At 61.8% G+C, this 24,225-nt stretch carries 14 protein-coding genes; 9 read left to right on the forward strand and 5 right to left on the reverse strand.

Annotated features, from left to right (window positions below; all coding sequences use genetic code 11):
- The first annotated feature begins 28 nt into the window (after positions 1–28).
- Complete coding sequence (locus AC6CIE_RS02355) at positions 29–10,777, forward strand: hemagglutinin repeat-containing protein (RefSeq protein WP_498090987.1); 10,749 nt, start codon at positions 29–31, stop codon at positions 10,775–10,777.
- A gap of 35 nt (positions 10,778–10,812) precedes the next feature.
- Complete coding sequence (locus AC6CIE_RS02360; RefSeq protein WP_452001092.1) at positions 10,813–11,064, forward strand: hypothetical protein; 252 nt, start codon at positions 10,813–10,815, stop codon at positions 11,062–11,064.
- 166 nt (positions 11,065–11,230) lie between these two features.
- Here the strand turns inward: AC6CIE_RS02360 and AC6CIE_RS02365 are convergent, their stop codons facing one another.
- Positions 11,231–11,470, reverse strand: a complete 240-nt coding sequence (locus tag AC6CIE_RS02365; RefSeq protein WP_498090989.1) for a hypothetical protein — start codon at positions 11,468–11,470, stop codon at positions 11,231–11,233.
- Between AC6CIE_RS02365 and AC6CIE_RS02370 the strand changes: the two genes are divergently transcribed.
- Positions 11,361–11,603: a hemagglutinin repeat-containing protein gene (locus AC6CIE_RS02370; RefSeq protein ID WP_495603356.1), complete on the forward strand. Its 243-nt coding sequence runs from the start codon at positions 11,361–11,363 to the stop codon at positions 11,601–11,603. The two genes, AC6CIE_RS02365 and AC6CIE_RS02370, sit on opposite strands and share 110 nt — an antisense overlap.
- Complete coding sequence (locus tag AC6CIE_RS02375) at positions 11,513–13,261, forward strand: pre-toxin TG domain-containing protein (protein ID WP_498090991.1); 1,749 nt, start codon at positions 11,513–11,515, stop codon at positions 13,259–13,261. The genes AC6CIE_RS02370 and AC6CIE_RS02375 overlap by 91 nt, the downstream gene beginning before the upstream one ends.
- A gap of 1,455 nt (positions 13,262–14,716) precedes the next feature.
- Here AC6CIE_RS02375 and AC6CIE_RS02380 read toward each other — a convergent pair.
- Positions 14,717–14,998, reverse strand: a complete 282-nt coding sequence (locus tag AC6CIE_RS02380; RefSeq protein WP_498090993.1) for a hypothetical protein — start codon at positions 14,996–14,998, stop codon at positions 14,717–14,719.
- 14 nt (positions 14,999–15,012) lie between these two features.
- Here AC6CIE_RS02380 and AC6CIE_RS02385 point away from each other — a divergent pair, with 14 nt between their 5' ends.
- Positions 15,013–15,774, forward strand: coding sequence for a hypothetical protein (locus AC6CIE_RS02385; protein WP_498090995.1), 762 nt, complete (start codon positions 15,013–15,015; stop codon positions 15,772–15,774).
- Positions 15,775–15,857: 83 nt separating this feature from the next.
- Here AC6CIE_RS02385 and AC6CIE_RS02390 read toward each other — a convergent pair whose 3' ends face one another.
- Together AC6CIE_RS02390 and AC6CIE_RS02395 are read right to left on the reverse strand one after the other, a co-directional pair.
- Positions 15,858–17,534 carry an ABC-F family ATP-binding cassette domain-containing protein gene (locus AC6CIE_RS02390; protein WP_498090997.1) on the reverse strand — a complete coding sequence of 559 codons (1,677 nt, stop codon included), beginning with the start codon at positions 17,532–17,534 and terminating at the stop codon, positions 15,858–15,860.
- A gap of 363 nt (positions 17,535–17,897) precedes the next feature.
- Positions 17,898–18,383: an Lrp/AsnC family transcriptional regulator gene (locus AC6CIE_RS02395; RefSeq protein WP_175139653.1), complete on the reverse strand. Its 486-nt coding sequence runs from the start codon at positions 18,381–18,383 to the stop codon at positions 17,898–17,900.
- Between the two features lie 96 nt (positions 18,384–18,479).
- Between AC6CIE_RS02395 and AC6CIE_RS02400 the strand changes: the two genes are divergently transcribed.
- The gene (locus tag AC6CIE_RS02400; protein WP_498090999.1) at positions 18,480–19,970 is read left to right on the forward strand and encodes an aminotransferase class V-fold PLP-dependent enzyme; all 1,491 of its coding nucleotides are present in this window, start codon (positions 18,480–18,482) and stop codon (positions 19,968–19,970) included.
- A 68-nt stretch (positions 19,971–20,038) separates the two neighbouring features.
- On the opposite strand, the gene AC6CIE_RS02405 is transcribed toward AC6CIE_RS02400, so the two are convergent.
- Positions 20,039–20,407, reverse strand: coding sequence for a hypothetical protein (locus AC6CIE_RS02405; RefSeq protein ID WP_313066434.1), 369 nt, complete (start codon positions 20,405–20,407; stop codon positions 20,039–20,041).
- 120 nt (positions 20,408–20,527) lie between these two features.
- Between AC6CIE_RS02405 and AC6CIE_RS02410 the strand changes: the two genes are divergently transcribed.
- The 3 genes from AC6CIE_RS02410 to fmdA all read left to right on the forward strand — a co-directional run bounded on the left by AC6CIE_RS02410 (position 20,528) and on the right by fmdA (position 24,222).
- Positions 20,528–20,977 (forward strand): hypothetical protein, encoded by a 450-nt coding sequence (locus AC6CIE_RS02410; RefSeq protein ID WP_239215753.1) that lies wholly within the window; start codon positions 20,528–20,530, stop codon positions 20,975–20,977.
- 167 nt (positions 20,978–21,144) lie between these two features.
- Positions 21,145–22,278, forward strand: coding sequence for an acyltransferase family protein (locus tag AC6CIE_RS02415; RefSeq protein WP_498091001.1), 1,134 nt, complete (start codon positions 21,145–21,147; stop codon positions 22,276–22,278).
- Between the two features lie 714 nt (positions 22,279–22,992).
- Positions 22,993–24,222, forward strand: coding sequence for a formamidase (gene fmdA, locus AC6CIE_RS02420; protein ID WP_175138433.1), 1,230 nt, complete (start codon positions 22,993–22,995; stop codon positions 24,220–24,222).
- Positions 24,223–24,225: the final 3 nt, after the last annotated feature.

Genomic DNA, 24,225 nt, shown 5'->3' on the forward strand with positions numbered 1-24,225 from the left:
ATCCGCTGTTCCCCGTCAGGTACGCATGATGTCCAAGTTTCGTTCGTTGATCGTCTGGTCCATCGTCTTCACGCAAGTCTGGATGCCGGTGCTGGCGCAGACGCTGCCGATTTCGGTGGACAAGCGCGTGCCCGGGCAGAAACCGATCGTGGGCGTCAGCAACGGCGTGCCCGTCGTGAACATCGCGCCGCCGTCCGCCGGCGGCGTCTCCAACAACCGCTACACGCAATTCAACGTGGGGCCGTCGGGCGTGGTGCTGAACAACAGTGGCGGCGCCAGCCAGACGCAATTGGCCGGCCAGGTGGCCGGCAACGTCATGCTGGGCAACCAGCGCGCCACCACCATCCTGAATCAAGTCACCGCGGCCAACCCGTCGCAACTGATGGGCACGCTGGAAGTCGCCGGCAACCGCGCCAACGTCATCGTCGCCAACCCGGCAGGCATCACCTGCAACGGCTGCGGCTTCCTGAATGCGGACCGCGCCACGCTGACCACGGGCCGCCCGCACGTCGGCCCTGACGGCACCATCGCGCTGGACGTTGCCGGTGGCAAGCTGCGCGTCGAAGGCGAGGGGCTGAACGGCACTGCCGCCAGCCAGGTAGACCTCATCGCCCGCACGCTGGAGATCAACGCCGGCGTGTGGGCCGACCGGCTCAACGTCACGGCGGGCGCGGCGCGCGTGGATTATGCGACGGGTAACGCGTCGGCCCGCGCGGGCGAGGGCTCTGCGCCCGTCGTGGCGCTGGACACCGCGGCGCTGGGCGGCATGTACGCCAACAGCATCCGGTTGATCGGCACCGAAGCCGGCGTCGGCGTGAACGTGGGCGGCGACCTGATCGCGCTGACCGGCGACCTGGAGGTCAGCGCATCCGGCGACGTCCGCATTGCACCCAGCGCTGCCATGCAGGCGGGACGCGATCTGCGGCTGGCGTCGGGGCGCGATGTGGCGGTCGACGGCACGGTGCAGGCCGCGGGCAACGTGGCGCTGGTGGGTGGGCGTGATGTTGGGATTACCGGCGTGGTGGGCGCGGGCGGCTCGGTTGATGTGAATGCGGCGGGCGATGTGAAGGTGGCCGCGCAAGGGGCGTTGCAGACTCAAGGTGCGCTGCGTGTCGCGGCGGGGCAGGATTTGGCGCTGGGCGGGTCGCTGCTGATGGGTGGGGAGGATGTTCGGGTCGAGTCCGGGCGTGATTTGCGGATTGGGGGGGATATGCCGCCTGCGGGTGAGTCTGGTTCGGAAGACGTGGGCAATTCGGGCGGCGCTGGTTCGGGCGGTTCGAATGGCGGTGGCTCGAATGCGGGCGGTTCGAATTCAGGCGGTTCGAATTCGGGCGGTTCCAATGCCGGCGCTGGCAACAGCGCGGGTGCGGAAGGCGGCACTTCTAACGCCGCCAGCGGCGCGGCGCAGGCCGGCACGGACGCCAGCGGTCTGGTCACGGCCAAAGGAGCCATTGCATTGAAGGCCGGACGTGACGTCGTGCTGCCCGGACAGCTCACCGCAGTCGGCGCACTGCATGCGCAGGCTGCCGGCGATCTGACCGCAGGTGTGACCGCGCAACTGCAATCGGGCGGACCCGCCCAGATCCGAGCCGGCGCGGATCTCAGTCTTGGCGGCCTGGTTGGCGCGCGCGGCGACATCACGCTGATGGCGGGGCGCGACGCAAGCATGACGGGCAAGGGATCGTCCACCGGCCGCGTCGCCCTCGACGCCACGCACAACCTGCGCATCGACGCGCCCGCGCAGTGGGACGCCGAAGGCGCGGTGGTGGTGAGGGCAGGCGGGGCTCTGGCGCAGGCCGGCACGCTTCGCGCCAACGGCGACACCACGCTCACGGCAGGCGAAACATTGGCGGTCGACGGCACGGTCTCGGCCGCGTCCGGCAACATGAATATCTCGGCAGGAGGCCACGTCTCCATCGGTTCGAAAGCCCAGGTGGCGGCGGCCGGTAACGTTGCCCTAAACGCCAGCGGCGATCTGCAAAGCACGGGCGAGGTCACCTCCCTGAAAGACCTGTCGCTGCTGGCCGCGCGCAACGTCCAGCTCGACGGCGCAACGCTTGCCACCGGCAATCTGCGGCTGCAGGCGGGCAAGACCCTGACGGCCTCGTCCGCATCGCGCAATCAAGCGGACGGCTCGGCCACAATCGCGGCTGGCGAGGCGTCGCTCGCGGGCGCATTGATCGCAGGGCATTCCGCGCAGCTCAACACACAAGGTATTCTGCGCGTGGACGGCACGGTGCTGGCCGACGCCGGCACGTTGAAAGCCGTCAGCGGCGGCGATATGACGCTCGGCAAGGACAGCGTCCTGCAGTCCGCGCAGCAATTGACTGGTCAGGCTGGCGGCAAGCTGATCGCAAACGGCACCATCTCTGGTGAAACCGATATCCGGCTCTCCGCTGGAACCGACGCCCAACTGAACGGCAAGACGGTCGCCAACGGCACGCTTCGCGCCGACGCGGGCGGTGATCTGACGGTGGGCCAGGACGGGCTGGCGCAGGGCAGCGCGAATCTGCATCTGCGCGCGGGCCAGGACCTGCGCGTCGCAGGCACGGCCGGTACCGCGCAACCGGCGGCAGGTGCAGGCATCTCGCGATCGGCGACAGGCTTCGGCAGCGCGCACTCGGCGGTGGGCGCAGGCGCGCAATCGGCGACAGGTGCAGGTACCGCGCAATCGGCGGCAGCCGTCGGCACCGCCCAATCGGCGGCGGGCCCAGGCGGTGTGCTGCGGGCCGAGGCGGGCCGCGATCTCTTCGTGACCGGCCTCGTCACAGCGGGCACGCCCGCGAGCCTCTCAGCCGCGCGGAATGTCGGCATTGACGGCACGGTCGCGGCGCTTGTGGGTGACCTGACGGCCGGTGCGGGCGGACAATTGCGAGTCGGCGCCACCGGACGCATGCAAGCCGCACAGAACCTGACTGCGGCATCCGGCGGCGACCTGGCGTCCGACGGCGCCATCGTCGCGGGCGGCGGCCTGACACTCGCGGCCATCGGTGATGCCCGTCTTGGCGGCACCGCCGCCGCACTCGGCGAGGCGGGCACGGGCAACCTGTTGCTCACCGGCCGCGACGTGACCGTCAAGCAAGGCGGCCAGGTGCAGGCCGCGGGCACGTTCACCGCACAAGCCCAACGCGACCTCGCCGCCGCTGGCGCATTGGCGTCGGTCGGCGACATGATGCTGGCCGCCGCGCGCGATGCTCGTGTAGATGGCACGGCCGCCAGCGACGCAAATCTCGCACTCACCGGCCGCAACGTCGCGGTCGGCGTAGCAGGCTTGGCACAGGCCGCCGGCACGCTCACGTCCACCGCGCAAGGCACGTTGCTTACCGCCGGCAGCATGCTGGCCGGCGTCGCACAGACGCTCACCGCCGGTGATGGCATGACCATCGACGGCACCGTCGCCGCATTGCAGGGCGACCTGACGCTCAACGCGCTGCGCGGCGACCTCGTCATGGGCGCCGCGTCGACCCAACAGGCCGGCGCGGCATTGACCGCCTCCGCAGGCGGCGCTCTGAAAGCAATGGGTTCCGCTGCCGCCGGCCAAGGGATGACGCTGCGCGCTGGCACCGATGCCACGCTCGGCGGCATCGCCGCCTCCCAGGCCGGCAATGTCACCGTCGACGCCAAAGGTGCGTTGACCACAACGGCCGATGGCCGCATCCAATCCGCCGCAAACATCGACCTGCAATCCGGTGGTCTGCTGCAGAACGCAGGCGTCATTTCCGCGGTCGGCGTCGCCAATCTGGTGTCAGACACCGGTCTGAACAACACCGGCTCCGTGCTTGCGGGCGGCGACGTCAACGCCACGGCGCCTGGCGCGCTGACTAACAGCGGCCGCTTAATCGCCGGCGTCGGCGATGATGGCACGCTCAGCCTGCCCGGCAGCGTCAAACTCACCGCAGCCTTTATCACCCACCCCGGCATCAGCGCGGCCGGCAAGAACATGACGCTGACGGCAGGCGGCATGGACCTGTCCGACGGCAACCTGTCGTCCATCGGCAAGCTCGCGCTGACATCGCCGGGAGACATCGCCACGCTCGCGCTTTCCTCGCCCGGAGACATCACCACGCGCAACGCGGTGCTGCACGGCGGCAGCCTCGACATCGACGCCGTCAACCTGCGCAACCAAGACGGCAAGCTGACCTCCGCGGGCGACGCCACGCTGAAACTGGGCGGTGAACTCGACAACATCAACGGCCTGATCGCCGCCGCGGGCGACACCCGCATCGACGCCGCGCGCATCGGCAATGCCGGCGGCACGCTCGCGGGTTCGAACGTGACCCTCGTCGCGACCGGCGCCGTCAACAATCAAGGCGGCCTGATCCAGGCCGACGACACCCTGACCCTGACCGCCGCCAGCCTGGACAACCGCGCCACGCTGACCGCAGGCGGATCACCGTCCAAGGGCGTGCTCGCCAAAACGGCCACCATCGTGGCCGGCGGCATCAACAACCAGGCCGGCTCCCTCAGCGCCAGCCAGGACCTGACCCTTGACACCGGCGAACTCGACAACACTGGCGGCGAAATCGCGGCTGGGCGCTACGCGACGGTCAAGGCGGCGGTGCTGAAGAACGCTCAGGGCAAGGTGTTGGCGGGCGAACGCCTGGCGGCCACGATTCAGGCGCTGCAAGGCCTGGGCCTGCTGCAATCCGCGCAGGATCTTTCGTTCACCTACACCGGTTCGCTCAACCAGACCGGCGACATCGCCGCGGGCCGCGACCTGACGATGTCGGTGGGCGGCAACATGGACAACAGCGCCACGGTCAGCGCCGGCCGCGACCTGACCATCACGGCCAACTCGCTCAACAACCAGGCCAGCGGCGAACTGCTTTCCGGACGCAACAACACCATCGACGTCACCAACGGGCTGACCAACTCCGGCCTCATCGACGGCGGCACGACCACCATCAACGCAGGCCGGGTCGACAATTTCGGCCGCATTTATGGCAACGCCATAGCCATCCGCGCTGGAGAACTGGTCAACGGTTCGGGGCCGGGCGGCGGCGCGGTGATTGCGTCGCGTGGTGATCTGGATATCGGCGTCGGGTCGCTCGTGAACAAAGAGCACGGTCTGGTTTATGCCGGCGCGGATCTGCGCATCGGCGGCGCGCTGGATGCGAATGGCAAGGCTGTCGGGCAGGCGGCTTCGCTCGTCAATGCATCGGCCACGATCGAGGCGGCGGGCAATGCCGTGATTTCTGCGGCTTCGCTGCAGAACATCAATACGAATTACGCCAGCGAAGTGGTGCCGGTTCAGAAGGTCCCCAAGTTGTATGTGACGCCGGCTGGCACGACCGACATGTACGACATGGAGACCAACTGGTTCTGCGATCAAGTGACGCCCACATGCGGTAATGCGCCGGCGTGGCTAGATGACGACCCCGAACGCAGATTCCTGTTGCCTTCGACAAAGTACCCCCCATCCCAATATGGTCCTCCGTTCGATTATGCGCCGTCGTACAAGGGGAAAGCGGGTGTGGATGCGCCCATTGCTCCGGCGCGTGTCGCAAATCTGCGCGAATGTCTCATGGCGGGAATTGCCTCCGAGGACTGCGTGGGGACCACACGTTACGTGGCAGGGGATCGGATATGGTCCGTTTTTGGCGTGCCCCCACCCGAAGGAAATATCCCTCCAATGGTCGAAGTCTGCCGGGGGGCCCTCTGCGAGATGGTGTCTCCGCCGGAGCGTGACGCCGCTATTGCGCGAGACAAGGGCAGGCATGACCTGCTGGACGCTCGCATCCGGGAGTTCAACGCAGACTTCAATAGCCGTTTGGTCGGCACCTTCACATACTACGAAGTCGAAGAGACCATCACCGAAACCCGTACCGTCTCCTCCGATCCCGGCAAGATCCTGTCCGGCGGCGCGATGACGCTTATTGGTACCGTCACCAACGATAAGAGCCAGATCGCGGCGGGCGGCACGCTGTCGGTTAGCGGCCCCGCCATCAACAATATCGGCGCTGGCGGCCAGCGGATCATCACACGCATCGGCACCGCCACGGTCACCCAGCCTCGAGACAGCGACCGCAAAGAATACTCCGAGCCCTACAACCGCACCCTGACCGCCGAATCCATCGAGCTGCCAGTCGGCACGTCCGGCGGCAACGTGTCGGTCTCCCTCAGCGGCGCGGCGCCCGGCGCCAACGGCGCCACCGCAACCGGCCCGGTCCTGATCGCCAGCCTCGGTCTGCCTGGCGGCAACGTCGTGCGGACTGTCTCCAACCCGGCAACGATCCCCGACAGCCAACTGTTCGCCGTCAACGGCACGCCCGGTGCACCCTACGTCGTCGCGACCGATCCGCGCTTCATCGGCAACCGCGAGTCCGTCTCCAGCGACTACCTGTTCGGGCTTCTGCGACAACCCGGCGCGCCCGTCGGCAACGCCGGCGCATCCGGCGCCATCAATACAGGCCTGGGCAACACTCCCGGCGGCCTGAACGCCCTGATCCCCGCCCGCGCCAAATTTCTGACCCCGTCCGGTGAGCCCCGTCGCCTGGGCGACGGCTTCTACGAACAAAAGCTCGTCGCTGACCAGATCCTGGCCACCACCGGCCAGCGCTTTCTGGAGGGCTTCGGCGACAACGACAGCCAGTACAAGCAACTGCTCACCAACGGCGCACAGTTCGCACTGAACAACGGCATCAAACTCGGCGCCACGCTGACCGAAGCGCAACAACGCCAACTCACCACTGATCTCGTCTGGCTCGTCGAACAGACCGTCACGCTGCCCGACGGCACCACCGAGACCGTGCTGGTCCCGCAGGTCTACCTGCTGGTGCGCGAAGGCGACCTGCAGGGCGACGGCACCCTCATGGCCGGCCGCGACGTCAAACTCGCCGCCGACGGCGACATCACCAACAGCGGCACCATCGGCGCCCGCGACGCCACCGTCATGACTGCCGCCAACATCGTCAACCAGGCTGGCGGCTTGATCCAGGGCGCCATCGTCGACCTCGCCGCGCGCGAAGACCTGACCAATCTGGTCTCGCTCATCAAGGGCGACAACGTGGCCCTGTCGGCGGGCCGCGACATCGCGCTGACTTCCACGTCCGCGTCCGAAAACAATGGCGCTACCTGGGGTTCCTACGTCTCGGGCGTCTCCCGTGTGGACGCCGGCAACCTCAGCCTGCAAGCCGGGCGCGACATCAACCTGACGGCGGCGCAAGTCACGGCCACGGAAGACGCGCGTCTGCAGGCTGGCCGCGACATCAACCTGGCCACGCGGCAGGAAAGCCACGGCGAATCGCTGGTCCGCAACAAGAAGAACCGCCACGACCTGAGCACCAGCTCGGAAGTCGGTTCATCCATCGCGGCAGACGGAAACCTTACGCTGATTGCAGGGCAGGACGTCAATGCCCGCGCCGCGGATGTCACGGCAGGCGAACAGCTTGCGGTCGGCGCCGGTCGGGATATCAACTTGATGGCGGGCGTGCAGACCGGCTCGGCGTACGACGAAACCCATTACAAGACCAAAGGGTTCATGTCGTCGAAGACGACGCACACCAAGACAGCCCGCGACTGGGAGCAATCTCTGGCCACCACCTTCACCGGCGACACGGCGGTACTGATGGCGGGCCGCGACCTGACGGCGTCGGGCTCAAATGTCGGCGCGCAGAAGGACCTGGTCATGTCGGCCGAACGCGACGTCAACATCCTGCCCGGCCAGAACGCCCACGACGGCTACGACTACAAGATGGTCAAGAAGTCGGGCTTCGGCGCCATGGGTGGGTTCAGCTTCGGCACCAGCAAACAGACCGACTCGCTGGACAGCAAAAAAGTCTTCCATAACGCCAGCACTGTGGGCAGTGTCGAAGGTGATGTGCTCATTAACGCGGGCAACGCGCTGAGCATCACCGGCAGCAACGTCATCGCACGCCAAGGCGACATCACGCTGATCGGCAAGGAAGTCAACATCGGCGCCGCGCTGGACACTACCCAGGAGCGCGAATTCCATGAGATCAAGCAGACGGGGCTGACGCTCACGGCGAGCAACCCTGTCGTCAGCGCCGTGCAAACGGGCGTGCGCATGGCGGATGCGGCGGGCAAGACAGATAACGCCGTCATGCGGGGCCTGGCAGGTGCGACCGCAGGCTTGGCGGCAGTCAATGCCTATGACGCGGTGCAAGCGTCATCCAAGGCAGCCGCCGCGGCCGAAGCAGCCAAGCCTGGCTCCTCCAACGAAATCGACAAGGTCGGTGGCATCAGCATCAAGCTCAGCCTGGGCACCAGCAAGAGCAGCAGCACAACTGACCGCCATGCATCAAGTGCGTTCGGGTCGACCGTTGCCGCCGGCAAGGACCTGACCATCGTCGCGCAAGGTGCGGGCAAGGACTCGGATATCACCGTCACGGGTTCGACGCTGTCGGCCGGCAACAACGCGGTGCTCAAAGCCGAAGGCGACATCGTGCTGGAAGCCGCGCGCAACGCCTCCGAGCAAAAGACCACGAGCAAGAGCAGCAGCGCCAGCATCGGCATCGGCTACTCCACCGGCGGCGAGCAAAACGGATGGACGCTCGAACTGGGTGCGTCCGTGGGTCGAGGCAACGCCAACGGCAAGGACGAAAGCTGGACCAACACCAACGTCACCGCAGGCAACGTCCTGGCGATCCAGTCCGGCGGCGACACCACCCTCAAGGGGGCGGCAGCGAAGGCCGATCAGATCATCGCGTCGGTCGGCGGCAACCTCTTGCTGGAGAGTTTGCAGGACAGCAGCAAATACGACTCCAAGGACAAAAGCGCGGGCTTCGGCCTGACGCTGTGCATCCCTCCGTACTGCGCGGGCCCGAGCAGCGTCTCGGCGAACGCCGGCACGGGCAAGATGAACAGCAACTTCAAGACCGTGACGGAGCAGACGGGCTTGTGGGCGAACGACGGCGGCTTCCTGATCGACGTCAAAGACAACACCACACTCATTGGCAGCGTCATCGCCAGCAGCGACAAGGCGGTCGCCGACGGACTGAACAAACTGACCACGGGGACGCTGGTCACCGAAGATCTCAAGAACACGGCGCACTACAGCGGCAGCCAAGTGTCGATCGGAGGCGGGTTCGGGTTTGGCGGCGGCAAAACCAGCCAGTCAGGCCTGGGCACAACCAAGGGCGGCGAGGTCGCCGGCGGCGCGAGTAAAGATGCGGGAACGTCTATTCCCACGAGCAGTAGCGGCTTTGGAATGGGCACACCGATCGTGGTCGCCGCGAGTGGCAACAGCAGTTCTACAACGCAAAGCGGCATCAGCGGCGGAACGATCGTTATTCGCGACGAGGCGGGGCAGTTGGCGCTGACTGGCAAGACGGCCGCCGAGACGATTGCGGCGTTGAGCCGGGATACGTCGGACACGTTGAACGCGCTTAAGCCGATCTTTGACAAGGAGAAGATCGAAGCGGGGTTTGAGATTGCGTCGGAATCCCAGCGGCAGATGGGGCAGTTTTTGACGAATCGGGCGAAGGAAATTGACGCGCTAAAGGCGAAGGCCAAGGACCAGACGCTGTCGCAGGCTGAACGGGATCAAGCTGCTGTGGCGGCGGAGAAGCTTAATGGAGAGTGGGGGCCGTCTGGTACCTATCGCCGCATTGTGGGCGCGGTCTCGGCGGCGGCAAGCGGTAATGTGACAGGTAGCGGTGCTGGCTTCGTGCAAGCGGCAGCTGTGAATTATCTCCAGAGTTTGGGCGTGTCGCAGGTGAAGAAGGTCGCCGATTCCATGGGCTCTGGGGCTGATTCGGATGCGGCGCGCGCCCTTCTGCAAGGAGTTGTGGCGTGCGCGGGAGCCTCGGCAAGCAGCGGGAATTGTGCCGCTGGTGCCATGGGAGCTGCGGCAAGTTCAGTGCTGGCCAAACTGATAAGCATGGCTACGGGAGATGAGCTGTCGTCGGAGGAACGAGAAGCACGGGGAAACTTGATTGCCAGTGTTGTGGCCGGTATGTCCGAAGCAATGTCTGTGGACCCCTCCACGAGCACTATTGCTGCGGTGACTGAGTTAACGAATAACGCGCTCACTCTGTCCGAACTGAAGCTCTTTGAAGCAGAAGCTTCTGCCTGCGAAGCGATCGGCAATTGTGATCAGGTACAGCAAAAGTTTCGCGAGCTCAGCATGGAGACTCGGGAAGTCATGATAGCTGTATGTGCCGCCGATCCGACCGCCTGCAGGGAACGTTTTGGCGAGTTTGTTGAGCAGTCTACCGAGTACCGAAAGCAGTTAGACAAGTTGCTCGGCATGGATCTTCCAGATGCTCTCAAGGGTGATTTGGGTGTTTATTTCATGCAAAACGCCGAAGCAGCTAGCATAGTTATTCACACTGAAATTGCCGTTGATCTTCAAAAGCGATATGGCGTGAGTCCGGAGGTGGCCGAAAGGGCTATGCTGGTGGGCAGCGCCGTTGCTGGCATGATTAAGGGAGCAAAAGGGGCTGGAACCGCGGGAATCCCAGATGATGCAATCAAAGCTTTGCCAGGACCAAGGCAAATAGAAGCATCTTGGAGTGCGAGCACGTACAACAAAGGCGGCTTGATGACTGGTATTGAACACGTGTTCTACCGCCATGGACCAGAATCACGCTTCTCGAATGTTAGTAAGTTTTCTCAGGGGACATCTCTCAAGGATGTTTCTAGCTATGTAGACAGCGCGCTGAGATATGGGAAAGTCTCTCCCAATGGTCCCGGAGGTTATGTTATCGAGTACAATGCAGGAAAGGTCATAGGGACTAATTCCACAGGTGTCCCAACCTCCACAATTAAGGTTAATGTTCGTGGTGGGGTGATTCAGACGGCGTTTCCATTCTGATTAGGAAGATAATAATGGCTAACGGTGGGTCTCTAATGGAGCGATTCATTGCTCAGGAATTGAACGCTAGTGTGCGCTCTGTTTTGAATGGGGCGCTTGACGAAAGGGCCGGCTCGGATGACATTTTGCTCAGGGAGTTTGAATTTAATTGTTTTGACGTTGTTCTTGATTTCGAGAGAGGGGTAGTTAGGTTGCAGGATGCGCTGTCGTCAGGTGTTGAAAGCTCTATTGAATTGCCATTACCGGATTTTATTTTTGCATGTGGTTTGCACTTGGTGAAAACGTAGATAAATAGTCCTGGCATGAACGGCATAAATCGCCAAAACCAGCGTCTGGCCGGTTGTGGGATGACAGTGGATCGCCTGGGGCGGTGGATGCGGAGGCCGTGTCACATCTGGCTCTGCGCGCGTAGACAATGAAAATTGCGTCGGATACTGTTCGAGCAAAAGGTATTTATGTTACTAAGGCCTTGACTGGTGTTACCCAAAAGCAATTGGATAAAAATTCAATCATGGATCTGATTTTGGCGTGATCGGCCGCAAGCTGGACCAACACCAACGTCACCGCGGGCAATGTCCTGGCGATCCAGTCCGGTGGCGACATCACACTCAAGGGGACGGCAGCCAAGGCCGACCAGATCATCGCGTCGGTGGGCGGCAATCTCTTGGCCGAGAGCTTGCAGGACAGCAGCAAGTACGACTCGAAGAACAAGAGCGCGGGCTTCGGCCTGACGCTGTGCTGTGCATCTCACCATACTGCGCAGGCTCGAGCAGCGTCTCGGCCAACGCCAGCACGGGCAAGATCAACAGCAACTTCAAGACGGTGACGGAGCAGACGGGCTTGTGGGCGGGCGACGGCGGCTTCCTGATCGACGTCAAAGACAACACCACACTCATCGGCAGCGTCATCGCCAGCAGCGACAAGGCGGTCGCCGACGGCCTGAACAAACTGACCACGGGGACGCTGGTCACCGAAGATCTCAAGAACACGGCGCGCTACAGCGGCAGCCAGGTGTCGATCGGAGCCGGGTTCGTGTTCGGCGGCGGCAAAGCCAGCCAGTCAGGCCTGGGCACAACCAAGGGCGGCGAGGTCGCCGGCGGCGCGAGTAAAGAGGCCGGAACGTCTATTCCCACGAGCAGTAGCGGCTTTGGAATGGGCACCCCGATTGTGGTCGCAGCCAGCGGCGACAGCAGTTCTACAACGCAAACTGGCATCAGCGGCGGCACGATCGTCATTCGTGATGAGGCGGGACAGGTCGCGCTGGATGGCAAGACGGCGGCGGAGACGATTGCGTCGTTGAATCGGGATACGTCAGACTCGTTGAATGCGCTCAAGCTGATCTTCGACATGGAGAAGATCGAGGCGGGGTTTGAAATCGCGTCGGAAGCCCAGCGTCAGGCGGGGCAGTTTTTGACGAACCGGGCGAAGGAAATAAAAGCAGCCAAGGAGCGCTCGGAAAACCCATCCCTTTCGTATTCGGAGCGCGCTAAAGCAGCCCAGGAATATGCAGATCTGGAAAGCAAGTGGGGCGCGCGGGGAACCCATAGTCTGTGGGGGATGATCGTTCTGGGCGCGGCCAGCGGAAACGTGACAGGCGGCACAAGCCAATTTGTTCAGGCTGCGGCCGTCAATTATCTGCAAGCCCTTGGCTCAGCCCAAATCAAGGAGTTGAGCGGCGCGCTAGGCGGGGAGGGTTCAGTCGGGCACGCCCCGCTGCATGCGGTATTGGGCTGCGCCGGCGGTGCCGCACAAGGCGCATCGTGCGGTGCGGGCGGGGCTGGCGCGCTTTCAGGCGTTGTGCTGAACAACCTGCTGGAGAGCATGGACGGAGTCCAAGGCAAAGATCTGACTCCCGAAGAGGCTCAGGCGCGCACCAATTTGATTTCCAGCATCGTCGCGGGCATAGCGGCGTCGATTGATCCCAATGCGGCGGTGCCCGCAGAGCTTGCGGCACGCATCGAGGTGGAGAACAACAGCCAGTACCGGAACCGCGACAAGGTTGCCCGGATGAAAGCCGAGCTCGTGGGGCGCCTGGAGGCAGAGTGCGGCAACGACAATGGCTGCTTGCAGGCAGGGTGGGCTGAAGCCGATCGGATGACGGCGTCGTATGACGAAGTTCTTACGTTGACCCACTATCCTGATCTGACTAAAGAGAAGGCAGACGAGCTTGCGCAAGCAGTGTTGGATCTGGCTCCAGGCGTGTCGAATGTCAGTGCGCTATACGAGCTGGTGACGGGAAGTACGGCCACCGGCGATGAGGCAAATCGATATTTCGCGGCGATCGGTCTTGTGCCGCTGGCCGGCGGGATGATCAAGAAAGGCGGCCAGGCGATACATGTGTTTGCGGAGGGCGACAAGGCGCTTGACGTTGCGAAGGTGGGAAGCCAAAAAGGCGACTTCTGGTCTGCAACTAAGTCCAAGAATCCGGTAGAAAATGCGTATAACCATTGGGAGAAACATAAATGTGAGTTTCCCGAATTTTAGAATTCCAAAAAATACGTGGAAGGTGCGAAGAAATTTCTAAATGATCCCCCTCCTGGAAGTCTTGCGAAGACCCGGTCGAACGGGGATGTAGTGATTTACAATGCCGAGATTAATGTCATCGGAATTAGATCTGCTGATGGAGCGGCTCGGACTATGTTTAAGCCTGAGCCTTCTCAGCACGGATTTTCGACGAATCTGGAATATTTTTATGCTCAGTGACGATCGACTAAATTGTCGAGTTTGCGGCTTTCGCTCAGAAGTTCCCCCATGGGGTGAAGATGGACTAACGCCGCTTTACGATTTTTGTCCGTGCTGTGGCGTTGAGCATGGTTATCAAGATTCGACCAAGCACGGTGCCAGCAAATATAGAGCTCGTTGGATTGCGGCTGGGGCAGAATGGGAAGACCCCGGATCTAAGCCTGAGGGCTGGCTTGTTGGTGAGCAATTGGCTGGTGTTCCATCTGACTTTCGGTAGGCGGCCGGAAATAAGACTGTCTGGATCCTTGTAAGTGAGGCAATGCAAAGTTGTTATCCACGCGCAGCGGTGAGTCTGCCTCCGACGAGGATGGAAAACGGGTTTACCGCAGCTTTCCAATCGGAGGTCGCTTGTGCGGCTGGGAGATTTTCGTTGGTGGTGACCGGGATGGTGACACTGGTGGGTACTATATTTATCTGAAGAAAATTGATTGTGAGGGTTTTGATTGCTGGTTCGAGCATGAGGCCGGACTTCAGTCCCAGCTAGCTGATTTTGAGGTGCTTTGCGAGGATTAAGTTACAGGGCTCATGATCGTGCGGATATGGTATCCAATAGCCATGAGGGGCGCGGTGGCCGCGATCCAATAGCTATCGAATCCCACTCCTTGCCCAGGCGAGAGTTGGAATGGTCAGGACCCGCTCCTAAGCGTCTTGGTGCCAGCTTTAAAAAAAAGCACATTGCTGAGTAGCTTCTATACATTTTGGTCGGCTCACCGGGAACTCCCGATATTGAGGATAGAACCTATCCCGCGCTGCGAATTGCGCAGGCTGACCATCTCCCGCCGGAAGAGTACGACGATCTGATTCGTCGCATCAAAGCCGCGATCACGCAACGCCGGATATGTGGCCCACTTCCACACCTCGGGCGCCGGTCACACCACACAGCCCCACCTCCCATATCCGGAAGATGCCAGAGTTAAGGCAGTGAAAGGCATGGTCTGGGTCCGCGTGCTATTGGACGCCGAGGTAAGGGCCACCGCAATGTGGTGATGATTGGGTCGCGTGACCACGCATTGGATCAAGCCGCGATCGACGCCACAGCGGCGTGCGTATGACGCCCTCCAAGCGGGATGGTATCTCGGGTCCTGGGCCAAACCGTGCGTGTTTTCACCTACCAAATTGGCCCGCAATGATAATGAGGAAACTGCGGCCGGACGCGTTCGAATCTATGCACGGATGCTGAACTATCTTCAACGCAGTTCAAAAGCCTTGCATGACACAAAATAGCCAGATGGTCGGGACTGTGATGGTTGGCGCCCGAACCGCCCGCGTATTTTCATAATGCTCTGATTCTGCCAATCCGAGGCACGGTCTACAAATGCGGCGCGAGCGCTCATTTTCAGACGGAGCCGCATCAACCTTCTCTTTTGTCGAATCGGCTGACATATCGCCGCTGCTGCGCGCAGCTTGAGACGGAAGGCGAATCTGGCTGGGCTGCTCGTGAATCTTCAATCCAAGGCACGCAATTTGCATTGCCTTCATTCACAAGTGTCCATATGAAAAAGCTGCTTTCGATCGCTGTGATCTTTCTGAGCGGATGTGCCATCCACCAGCCTACGCCGAAATACCAATTGGATAAGCTGGCCAATCGAGCCGCCATTCAGTCAGGACTGCCGGTCGAAATCTTTTATCACCCAGATGAGTACGTGATCATGGACCTTGGCGGTTCGCAGTCGCTTGGCGTGCTGGGAATCTTGGGGCCGGTGGGACTATTGATGGGGGTCACGGCGGACGCCGCGCATAAGTTGGACATGAAGGCGCGCACCGAGCGGCGTTCTAAGGAATTTTCCGAACTGGTCTCCAAGAAATTCCCCAACGAGAGCTTCAACCAGGCGTTCGCGCGCCAGATCGGTGACTTGCTCGTCAAAGATGGGCGTGCGGTAAAAGTCACGAAAGTGCTGCGGCCCTCAGGTAGTGAGGACCTGGTGTCGAGCGTTTCTGAGGACCTCGTGCCGACCGCCGGATACATGCAGCTCTTGCTGCGCCTGGGCACCGCATATGGCGCGGCGTCCGCGACGGATTCGTACAAGCCAATGACCATCATCGAGTATGCATTGAAGGACACTGATGGACGGGCGCTGATGTCGCGCAGTTTCTCTCAAGTCTATGGGAATTCCGATCAGACTTTCCTTACGTATCCTGGCCTGCTTGAAGACTACGTAGATGCGCACAAGGAGCTTGGCGCAAGGCTCCATGCCTGGAGCGAGCCGGTGTATTCCGAGATATTCCTGTTTCCCGATTCCGCTTCCGCGGAGTAAACCAAGAATCTTCGCTGCCCATAACCACCCTCATCGTTTCAACCTCCAACGCCGAAGCGATCCGGCCGTTGCGATGACTTGTGTCACGTCGGCATGCCCGGCGACTCATGAAACTGCCATCCCGCCGGCCGCCACACCAGTTCATGTGTGAGCGCTATTCCCTCCAAGAGCGCTTCATCATGCGAGACCACCACCATCGCACCGGGATACTCCCGGAGCGCGCTTACCAGCGCCTCCGCCGCCTCAATGTCCAAATGATTTGTGGGTTCATCCAACAGTAGCAACTGCGCAGGCGTCTTCCGCCACAACGCGCACGCCAGCGCAGCCTTGAGGCGCTCCCCGCCGCTCAATGTCCCGGCGGGCGCATTGACCAGCGCAGACCCAAGGCCCAGCAATGCCAATCGACTGCGAAGTTCACCTTCCGATAACGTGGCGCCCAGCACCTGCAGCGTTTCCAGCAAGCTTTTGTCTTCCGGAATGAGGGACGCCCGCTGATCCAGCATGGCGGTCGGCACGCGGACGTCGCATACGCCTGCGTGCGGCGCCAATTCCCCAGCCAGCATGGACAGCAACGTACTCTTGCCGCATCCGTTCGGCCCGCGAATGGCCAACCGGAACGGGCCAGACAGCGTCACCGTTAACGCACATGCTTCCACTGGATAGGGCGTTTTCGCATGCTCCAGATGCAGCACGCGGCGACCTTGTGGCACGGCGGTTTCGGGCAAGGCCAGTGCGATGCCTGCCGATTGATCGATTTGCGCAGCGGCCTGCCTTACCGCATCGTCCAACGCGGCAACGGTCTCTTGCCGCCGGATATTCTCACGGCCGGCATGAGCTTGGGCGTTGGCCTTCTTCATGCCCAGCAGGATCGGCGCCTGGTTTGCATCCCGGGCCTTGCGGGCGTCGCGGGCGTTGCGTTGTTGTTGGGCATCGTGCTGTTGGCGCAGCGCGCGCAGGCTCGCAGTGCGTTCGTTGCGTGCGTGAGCCAGGGACGCTTCGAGCGCGGCGGCTACGCAGTCCCGGTGGGCGCGGTAAGCGGCGTAGTTACCGGCATATGTGGTGAGTGTGCCTCGATCCAGTTCGACAATGCAGGACATGGCGTCCAGCAGCGTCCTGTCATGACTGACGGCGATCAAGCCGCCGCGCCAGGCGGCGATCTGGTCCATGAGCCAGCAGCGTGCGCCTGCGTCCAGATGGTTGCTGGGTTCGTCCAGCAGCAGGGCGTCGGGGTTCTGCATCAGGGCGCCTGCGAGTGCGACGCGCGTGAGCTCGCCGCCGCTGGCAATCGAGGCGGGGTGCTCGGGCTGCCACGCGGGCAAGCCGGCGTCGGCCAGCATGCGGGTCCATTCATCACGGATGCGCCAATGGCCTTCGGCCAGATCGAAGTCTGACTGGCGAGTACTGCCGGCTTCGATGTGGGACAAGGCCTGCAGGATCGGCGCAATGCCGGCGACGTCCGCCAATGTGGTGGCGGCGGTTCGCGGTTGTTCCTGAGGTACGTACGCGATGCGGCCGCGGCGGATAATGCGGCCGGTTTGCATGCCCATGGCGCCGTGCGCCAACTGCAGCAACATGGACTTGCCCGCACCGTTGCGGCCGATAAGGCCATAGCGGGTGCTGCCGTCAAAGTCGTGGCTGACGTCATTGAGCAGAATGCGTCCATTGGGCAGTGCATGGCTGACGTGACGCAGGCTGAGGAAGGGCGCCGAGGATTGCGGCTGGGGATGCGCCGGTGCGGGCGCGCGGGAAGACTGGGCCATAAGAAGCTCTCCGGATTCGATAAGACGCGTTGCGCGCAGCGCAAGCGGTGATCTGGGGGAGGGCTTAGAGGGTCATGGCCGGACGGGTCTCCACGATGTGGGAATGAGGTGAATTCGAACAACGCGCGGCGGGAAAGTTCCTGGGCGCATTGTGCGCAGTGTATTTCAAATGCGGGCCGATGACTGGCCTACGTGACTGCCACCAGCGGGCTGCCGGCGCCCGAAGCACGAGGCGAATATCAATGCGTGGTTGGCAACCGATACACCGCGCCGTGCTTCAACGAGTGACTGGCAACCTTTACACCGCGCCGCCTTGTCGGCGGGCAGCCACCGAAAGCGCTATCGCTTCTACCGCGTACCCCTTCAATCTTCCAGCATCCGCAGATCCGGCGGCCGGTTCTCGATGATTGCTTCCATGCTGAAGAATCCCGTCACCGTCGACAACTCGAAGTCCGTGATCAGCTTCTGATAGAACCGGTCGTACCCCACCATGCCGCGGCACACGACTTTGATCAGATAGTCCCAATCGCCGCCGATGCGATAGAACTCCGTCACCTCCGGCAGACGCTCGACATGCTTTCGGAAGCCATCAGCCCAGGCCTTCGCGTGGTGGCTGGTGCGGATCATGACGAAGACGGTGAGGTCCAGGCCCAGCGCAACCAGGCTGACTTCGGCCCGCGTGCCGCGGATGATGCCGCAGGCATTCAATCGTTGAAGCCGTCGCCAGCAGGCGTTCTGCGACAAACCGACCCTGTCGGCAAGCTCGCGTTGCGACAAGGCGCCGTCTTTTTGCAGGCAGGAGATGATGCTCAGATCAAGTTTGTCTATTTTTTCCATCGATTCGATCATGTGACCCGTTTTCATGAACTTATGGCAAAAAAACGGTGATGTTTCATCAAGGCATCCATCGTATGATATTTGCGTACTTTTCGGATCCCTCCCGCCATGAATATGCCTTTTGCCGAGGCGCCCGTCCGCGTCTCGGCTTCGCCGTTGCAGCAGTTTCAAGACAGCCTGAAGTCTTCCGATATCGCGGCGGCGCTTGCCGACGGGCTTATCGGCAAGGATGCCTGCATTGACGGGCCCTTCGGGTCCAAGCCTTTGGTTTATGCGGATTACGTCGCATCGGGCAGGGCGCTGATGCAGGTCGAACGCTTTGTGCTTGAACAGGTGCTGCCGTATTACGCCAATTCGCACACCGAGGCTTCGTTCTGCGGCGGCTTCATCACCCGGCTGCGGCGCGAGGCCCGCGCCGCCGTCGCGCGGTGCTGCGGCGCCGACGATGAGCATGCGGTGATTTTCTCGGGGTCGGGCGCAACGGCGGGTATCAACCGGCTGGTGAATCTGTTCGGCGTGAACGCGGCGGTGGCTGCCGGCCGGAAGGTTCGGGTCATCATCGGACCGTACGAGCATCATTCGAATATCCTGCCGTGGCGCGAATGCGGCGCCGAGATCGTTGAACTGGCAGAAAGCCCCGAAGGGGGCCCGGATCTGGCGCAGTTGGCGCGGGCGCTGGATGCGCCGAAAGATGCGCTGGTGGTCTGCGCGCTATCGGCCGCGTCGAACGTGACGGGCATCGTGGCGGACGTCGCGGGTATTACGCGGCGCGTGAAGGCTGCCGGCGCGAAGATGTTGTGGGACTACGCGGGCGGCGCGCCGTACCTGCCCATCCGGCTGTCGCCGGCGCCGGATGCGCAGATCGACGCTATCGTGTTTTCACCCCATAAGTTCATCGGCGGGCCTGGGGCCTCGGGCGTATTGATCGTGCGCCGCGACGCGGTGCTCGACACGACGCCGACCTGGCCGGGAGGCGGCACGGTGAAGTTTGTTTCGCCTGTGGGACATGATTACAGCGGCAGTCTGGAATCTCGGGAAGAAGCGGGTACGCCGAATGTGGTGGGGGACATCCGCGCTGCACTGGTAGTGCTGGTGAAGGAAGCGCTGGGCGCGGAATTCATGCAGGAGCGCCATGCGCACTTCGTGCAGCGCGCGCTTGCCGCCTGGAAGGGCGCGGAGCGTCTGGAGCTGCTGGGGTCGTTGACGGCGAACCGTTTGCCGATCTTCTCTTTCCGGGTGCGCAACGGCAAGGGCGGGTTTGTGCATCAGCAACTGGTGACGCGCATGTTGAGCGATCGCTTCGGCATTCAGGCGCGCGGCGGATGCGCTTGCGCGGGACCCTACGTGCATCGTCTGCTGGATATCGACGACGCGCAGTCGCTGCAGATGCGGCAGGCCATCATGGACGGCCGCGAGATCGAGAAGCCCGGCTTTGTGCGGTTGAACTTCAGCGCGCTGCTGTCTGACGCTAAGGCGGACTTCATTCTGGAATCGGTGCTTGCGTTGGCGGCCGACGCGCCGGAGTACGAATCCCTGTATGGCTTTGATCCCAGCCGCGCGATTTTCTTTCCGCGCGATGCCGCCAAGCAGGCGGCGTAAGAGCCAGGTAGTCGATTGACCGCGAACGTGGCCGCTCGAGCGGCCACAATCGCAATGTCTTACCGTTATCAGTCTTTCATGTGCAGGCCGCAGGTCCGGATCCACGAGGCCTTCATACCGCTCAGATCATCAGACGCGCCCGTAAGGTTGCGCGTCACCTGATCCGAAAACTGCACGCCGTTGCGGCGGCACGCTTCGAAGTCGTCGTTCAAGGCAAAACGCGCGTCCAGCAGGTCCAGCCGGCCTTGGCATAGCTCCCGATTCAGTTCCAGATTATTGGCAGCCTCGCGCGTGCGTTGGACGTCCTGAGCCTGTTTGATGCGGGCCAGTTCTGCATCGACGCGCGCGACACAGCCGTCGTCGGCAAATGCGGACGTGCTGGCGCACGCGGCGATGATGAGAAGAATGGCGAGGGACGGGCGGGGCGAGACGGCCATGCGGATGAACCTTCGTGGTGCGCGATGAATGGCTTGCATCATAACTGCTGGCTAAAGTTCTTCGCCTTTGCGGCCGTTAACGCCGGTACAGCGTTTATCGGCCATCAGGGGGCCAGCTCCATGTTCAATATCATCTCCATCGTGCTGACGATCGTCGCGTTGATCGCCTGGGCCGTGCATCGTCAGCAGAAGCGGCACAAGGCTTTGTTGGCGAAGTTTCGCGAGCACAATCAGCGGTCGGGTACGGCGTTTCCGGAAGACAGCGTCGACAGCGAGTTGATTCTGAGCGACAAAGCTAAGAAGGTGGTCATTGCGTTCGACCCGCAGAGCCAGAAACTGTGCATGGTCGATGGCGCAAAGGACCCGGGCGAAGTCCTGGACTTTTCCTATATCCGCAAGTGGCAGCTCAAATGGACCGAGAAGTCAGGTAATGGAAACCTGTCGTTCCTGAACGTTCACTTCGACTTTTCCACCAATGACCTGAAACGGCCATTGATCCGTATTCCGGTCGCTGGCAAGGCTTACGGCGACACGTGGAATAGCCGGCTGGGAATTCTTCTGCAGGCGTGACGCACCGTCGGAATGGGACGAGGATGCCCCCGGAATAGCCAGACCCCCGCTGGGTTTGCCGGCCGTCGAAGAGGCGGTGGGGAAGGCGTGAACCGTCCGCGTTATGATTCCCGATCATTCGGTGCTTTGGGGCAGGTGTGCGTTACGTTCGCGATCATTGGGAGTACATGACCACCCCGGGCCGGTATCCCGGCATCGATGTGCTGCGAGCAATCGCAGTGTCGCTAGTGGTCCTATTTCACGCGAATGCCATTAGGATTGGCTGGGTCGGCGTGGATCTGTTCTTCGTCCTGAGCGGCTTCCTGATTGGCGGCATGCTTCTAGAGAAGATCGGGGCCGGAAAGCTCTCAATGTGGGAGTTTTACAGTAGGCGGGCGTTGCGGATACTCCCGATCTACTATTTCATGATCTTGATGTACTACTTTTTCAAGGCTGGTGCGCCCGCCTTGGACTGGTCCGCTATTAGAAACATGCTGTACGGGGGCCTGTTTCTCCAAACCACGGGGCCGTATTTTTTCCCAAATCTTATCCGGGTTGACCCCCAATTCATCGTGGATGGGTCGTGGTCATTGGTGATCGAAGAAATGTTCTACCTGATCGCCCCACTTGCGCTCGTACTTGCATTCAAGGTCACCAAAAACAACCTGAAAAACGTGACACTCATCGTGTTCTTGGTCGCGCTGGCGGGGATGGCGGCAAGGCTTTGGGTGACGTTTGACTACGCTCCGAATGACGGTAGGTACTTCGGCACGTTCATCCAGTTTCACATGAGATTTGACGAGTTGGCAGCCGGCGTCGTGGCCGCAGGCATCGTCTTGCAAGGCTGGAACGTACGGAGGTGGTCAGCCGTGCTACTGGCGACGTCCGCCGCGCTATGGTGCCTATTTGGCGCCTTCATGCTCGCCAACCCCGCTTTTCTGGCCGCGCCGTACACGATTACCGATGCAACGGTCTGGCTACCTACACTCTTTGGGGCTGCGGGAGCGTTAGCGCTGCTGGCGGTGTATTGGTGGCCCTGCCGGTCGAAGCTGGTGGTCTTCATTGCCAGGTTGTCGTACCCGCTCTATCTGGTTCACCTGCTCGTGTTCCAGGTCGTCAAACGTTATCGCGGAACGGGATTCTGGGCGGCCATTGACTCGCATTTCGGAGCTTTCGGCGTGTGCACGCTGATGATTGGCGTGTCGGTCGTACTAGCCTACGCCGTATCTTTGCTTGTAGAGTTTCCATTCTTGCGGGCATACAAGGGCCGCAGGCCCGCGCTGGCCAACCATTCCCCAGGGTTCGCCGCCTCCACCAAATAGCGCATGTCTAACCGCCTTCGGGCGGCTCTTCATGCGGGCGATTAATCCCACGGTTCATTGTGGTAGAACGGGACCGATGGTGCCACGCTCTGTTGTCTGCGTGACCGGATTATCTGGCGCGCTACCTTCCGCCCATACCTGGGCACCAGTTTGTCCAACTCATCATTGTGGAACCAGCGCGCCTTCGCCCGTCGCAGCACCAGTAGTACGACGATGGCGCAACCGATTAGCGCCACGTTCACCTGGATAGGTGCGAACGCCAATTCGTAGGCATGGGATAAGACATCCTGAAGACTGTAATTGGTCATTTTGATAGCCCGGATGTAACGAAACCGACATCAATAAAGTCCAACAGCTGACACATTATCCAGCCCGCCGCAAGCGGGCTTTTTTATGCTCGATTGCGGGCGTTGTTCAAGTCCCCAATTTGTGGAACTTGTAAATGGCTGGCCCGCGTGTGACGCAAGCACAGAGAGTATCCGCAAGTCGCTCTCTGTGGCAATGGCTACTGGTCCAGAGGCCGCCTGGGCGCTGGGATTACGGACGAAGTAGGCCATAGGACACTGGGCAAAAAGCCAGTTTACCGTTGTCTAAAACTGTCCTACCGTCCCTTCCAGATCCATGGCTTATAAAACCTGAGTTGCTGCTTCCTTTCAGTCAGCCAGCGGTCACCCCTTCTGTTTTATCAACGCTTGACGACGGAGATGAAAGAGAATGACCAACACGCTTATCAGTGTCGATCTGGAACAATCCCCCTACGAAAACAAGCAGATCCACAACCGCTGGCATCCGGATATTCCGATGGCGGTGTGGGTGAAGCCGGGGGACGATTTCATTTTGGAAACCTACGATTGGACGGGCGGCGCGATCAAGAATGACGACAGCGCCGATGACGTGCGGGACGTGGATTTGTCGACCGTGCATTTTCTGTCCGGGCCCGTGGGGGTGGAGGGTGCAGAGCCGGGCGATCTGCTGGTGGTTGATCTGCTGGATATCGGCGCCAAGCCGGACAGTCTGTGGGGATTCAACGGATTTTTCAGCCGCAACAATGGCGGCGGCTTCCTGACGGACCATTTTCCGCACGCACAGAAATCGATCTGGGACTTTCACGGCATGTTCACGTCGTCCCGGCACATCCCTGGCGTCAATTTCGCGGGCCTGATCCATCCTGGGCTGATCGGCTGCCTGCCTGACAGAAAGCTGCTGGACGAATGGAACCGGCGCGAGCAGGCCCTGATCGATACCAATCCAGATCGCGTGCCGCCGCTGGCCAATCCGCCAGCACCCAAGACCGCGCACATGGGGGCCTTGCAGGGCGCCGACCGCGACCGCGCAGCGGGCGAGGGGGCGCGCACGGTTCCGCCGCGCGAGCATGGCGGCAATTGCGACATCAAGGATTTGTCGCGCGGGGCGCGGGTGTTCTTTCCGGTGTATGTGAAGGGCGGCGGCCTGTCGGTGGGGGATCTGCACTTTTCGCAGGGCGATGGCGAGATCACGTTTTGCGGCGCCATCGAAATGGCCGGCTGGGTGCACATGCGCGTATCGCTGATCAAGGGCGGCATGGACAAGTATGCGATCCGCAACCCCATCTTCAAGCCCAGTCCGATCACGCCGGCCTATAAGGACTTTCTGATCTTCGAGGGAATTTCCGTCGATGAAGCGGGCAAGCAGCATTATCTGGACGTGAATGTGGCCTACCGGCAGGCGTGCCTGAACGCCATCGAATACCTGAAGAAGTTCGGCTATTCGGGCGCGCAGGCTTATTCGCTGCTGGGGTGCGCGCCGGTGCAGGGGCACATCAGCGGCGTGGTGGACATTCCCAATTCGTGCGCCACGCTCTGGCTGCCCACCGAGATCTTCGACTTCGACATCCAGCCGTCCGCGAGCGGTCCCGTCAAGCACATCAAGGGCGATGTGGACATGCCGCTGTCGCGCGATCTGTAGGAG

The sequence above is a fragment of the Achromobacter sp. GQ309 genome, from assembly GCF_059759315.1.

Bases quoted from the DNA above. Each gene is read 5' to 3' on its own strand.
- AC6CIE_RS02355 (WP_498090987.1), top strand. From the start codon at position 29: ATGTCCAAGTTTCGTTCGTTGATCGTCTGGTCCATCGTCTTCACGCAA.
- AC6CIE_RS02360 (WP_452001092.1), top strand. From the start codon at position 10,813: ATGGAGCGATTCATTGCTCAGGAATTGAACGCTAGTGTGCGCTCTGTT.
- AC6CIE_RS02380 (WP_498090993.1), bottom strand. From the start codon at position 14,998: ATGAAGGCAATGCAAATTGCGTGCCTTGGATTGAAGATTCACGAGCAG.
- AC6CIE_RS02385 (WP_498090995.1), top strand. From the start codon at position 15,013: ATGAAAAAGCTGCTTTCGATCGCTGTGATCTTTCTGAGCGGATGTGCC.
- AC6CIE_RS02390 (WP_498090997.1), bottom strand. From the start codon at position 17,534: ATGGCCCAGTCTTCCCGCGCGCCCGCACCGGCGCATCCCCAGCCGCAA.
- AC6CIE_RS02395 (WP_175139653.1), bottom strand. From the start codon at position 18,383: ATGATCGAATCGATGGAAAAAATAGACAAACTTGATCTGAGCATCATC.
- AC6CIE_RS02400 (WP_498090999.1), top strand. From the start codon at position 18,480: ATGAATATGCCTTTTGCCGAGGCGCCCGTCCGCGTCTCGGCTTCGCCG.
- AC6CIE_RS02405 (WP_313066434.1), bottom strand. From the start codon at position 20,407: ATGGCCGTCTCGCCCCGCCCGTCCCTCGCCATTCTTCTCATCATCGCC.
- AC6CIE_RS02410 (WP_239215753.1), top strand. From the start codon at position 20,528: ATGTTCAATATCATCTCCATCGTGCTGACGATCGTCGCGTTGATCGCC.
- AC6CIE_RS02415 (WP_498091001.1), top strand. From the start codon at position 21,145: ATGACCACCCCGGGCCGGTATCCCGGCATCGATGTGCTGCGAGCAATC.
- fmdA (WP_175138433.1), top strand. From the start codon at position 22,993: ATGACCAACACGCTTATCAGTGTCGATCTGGAACAATCCCCCTACGAA.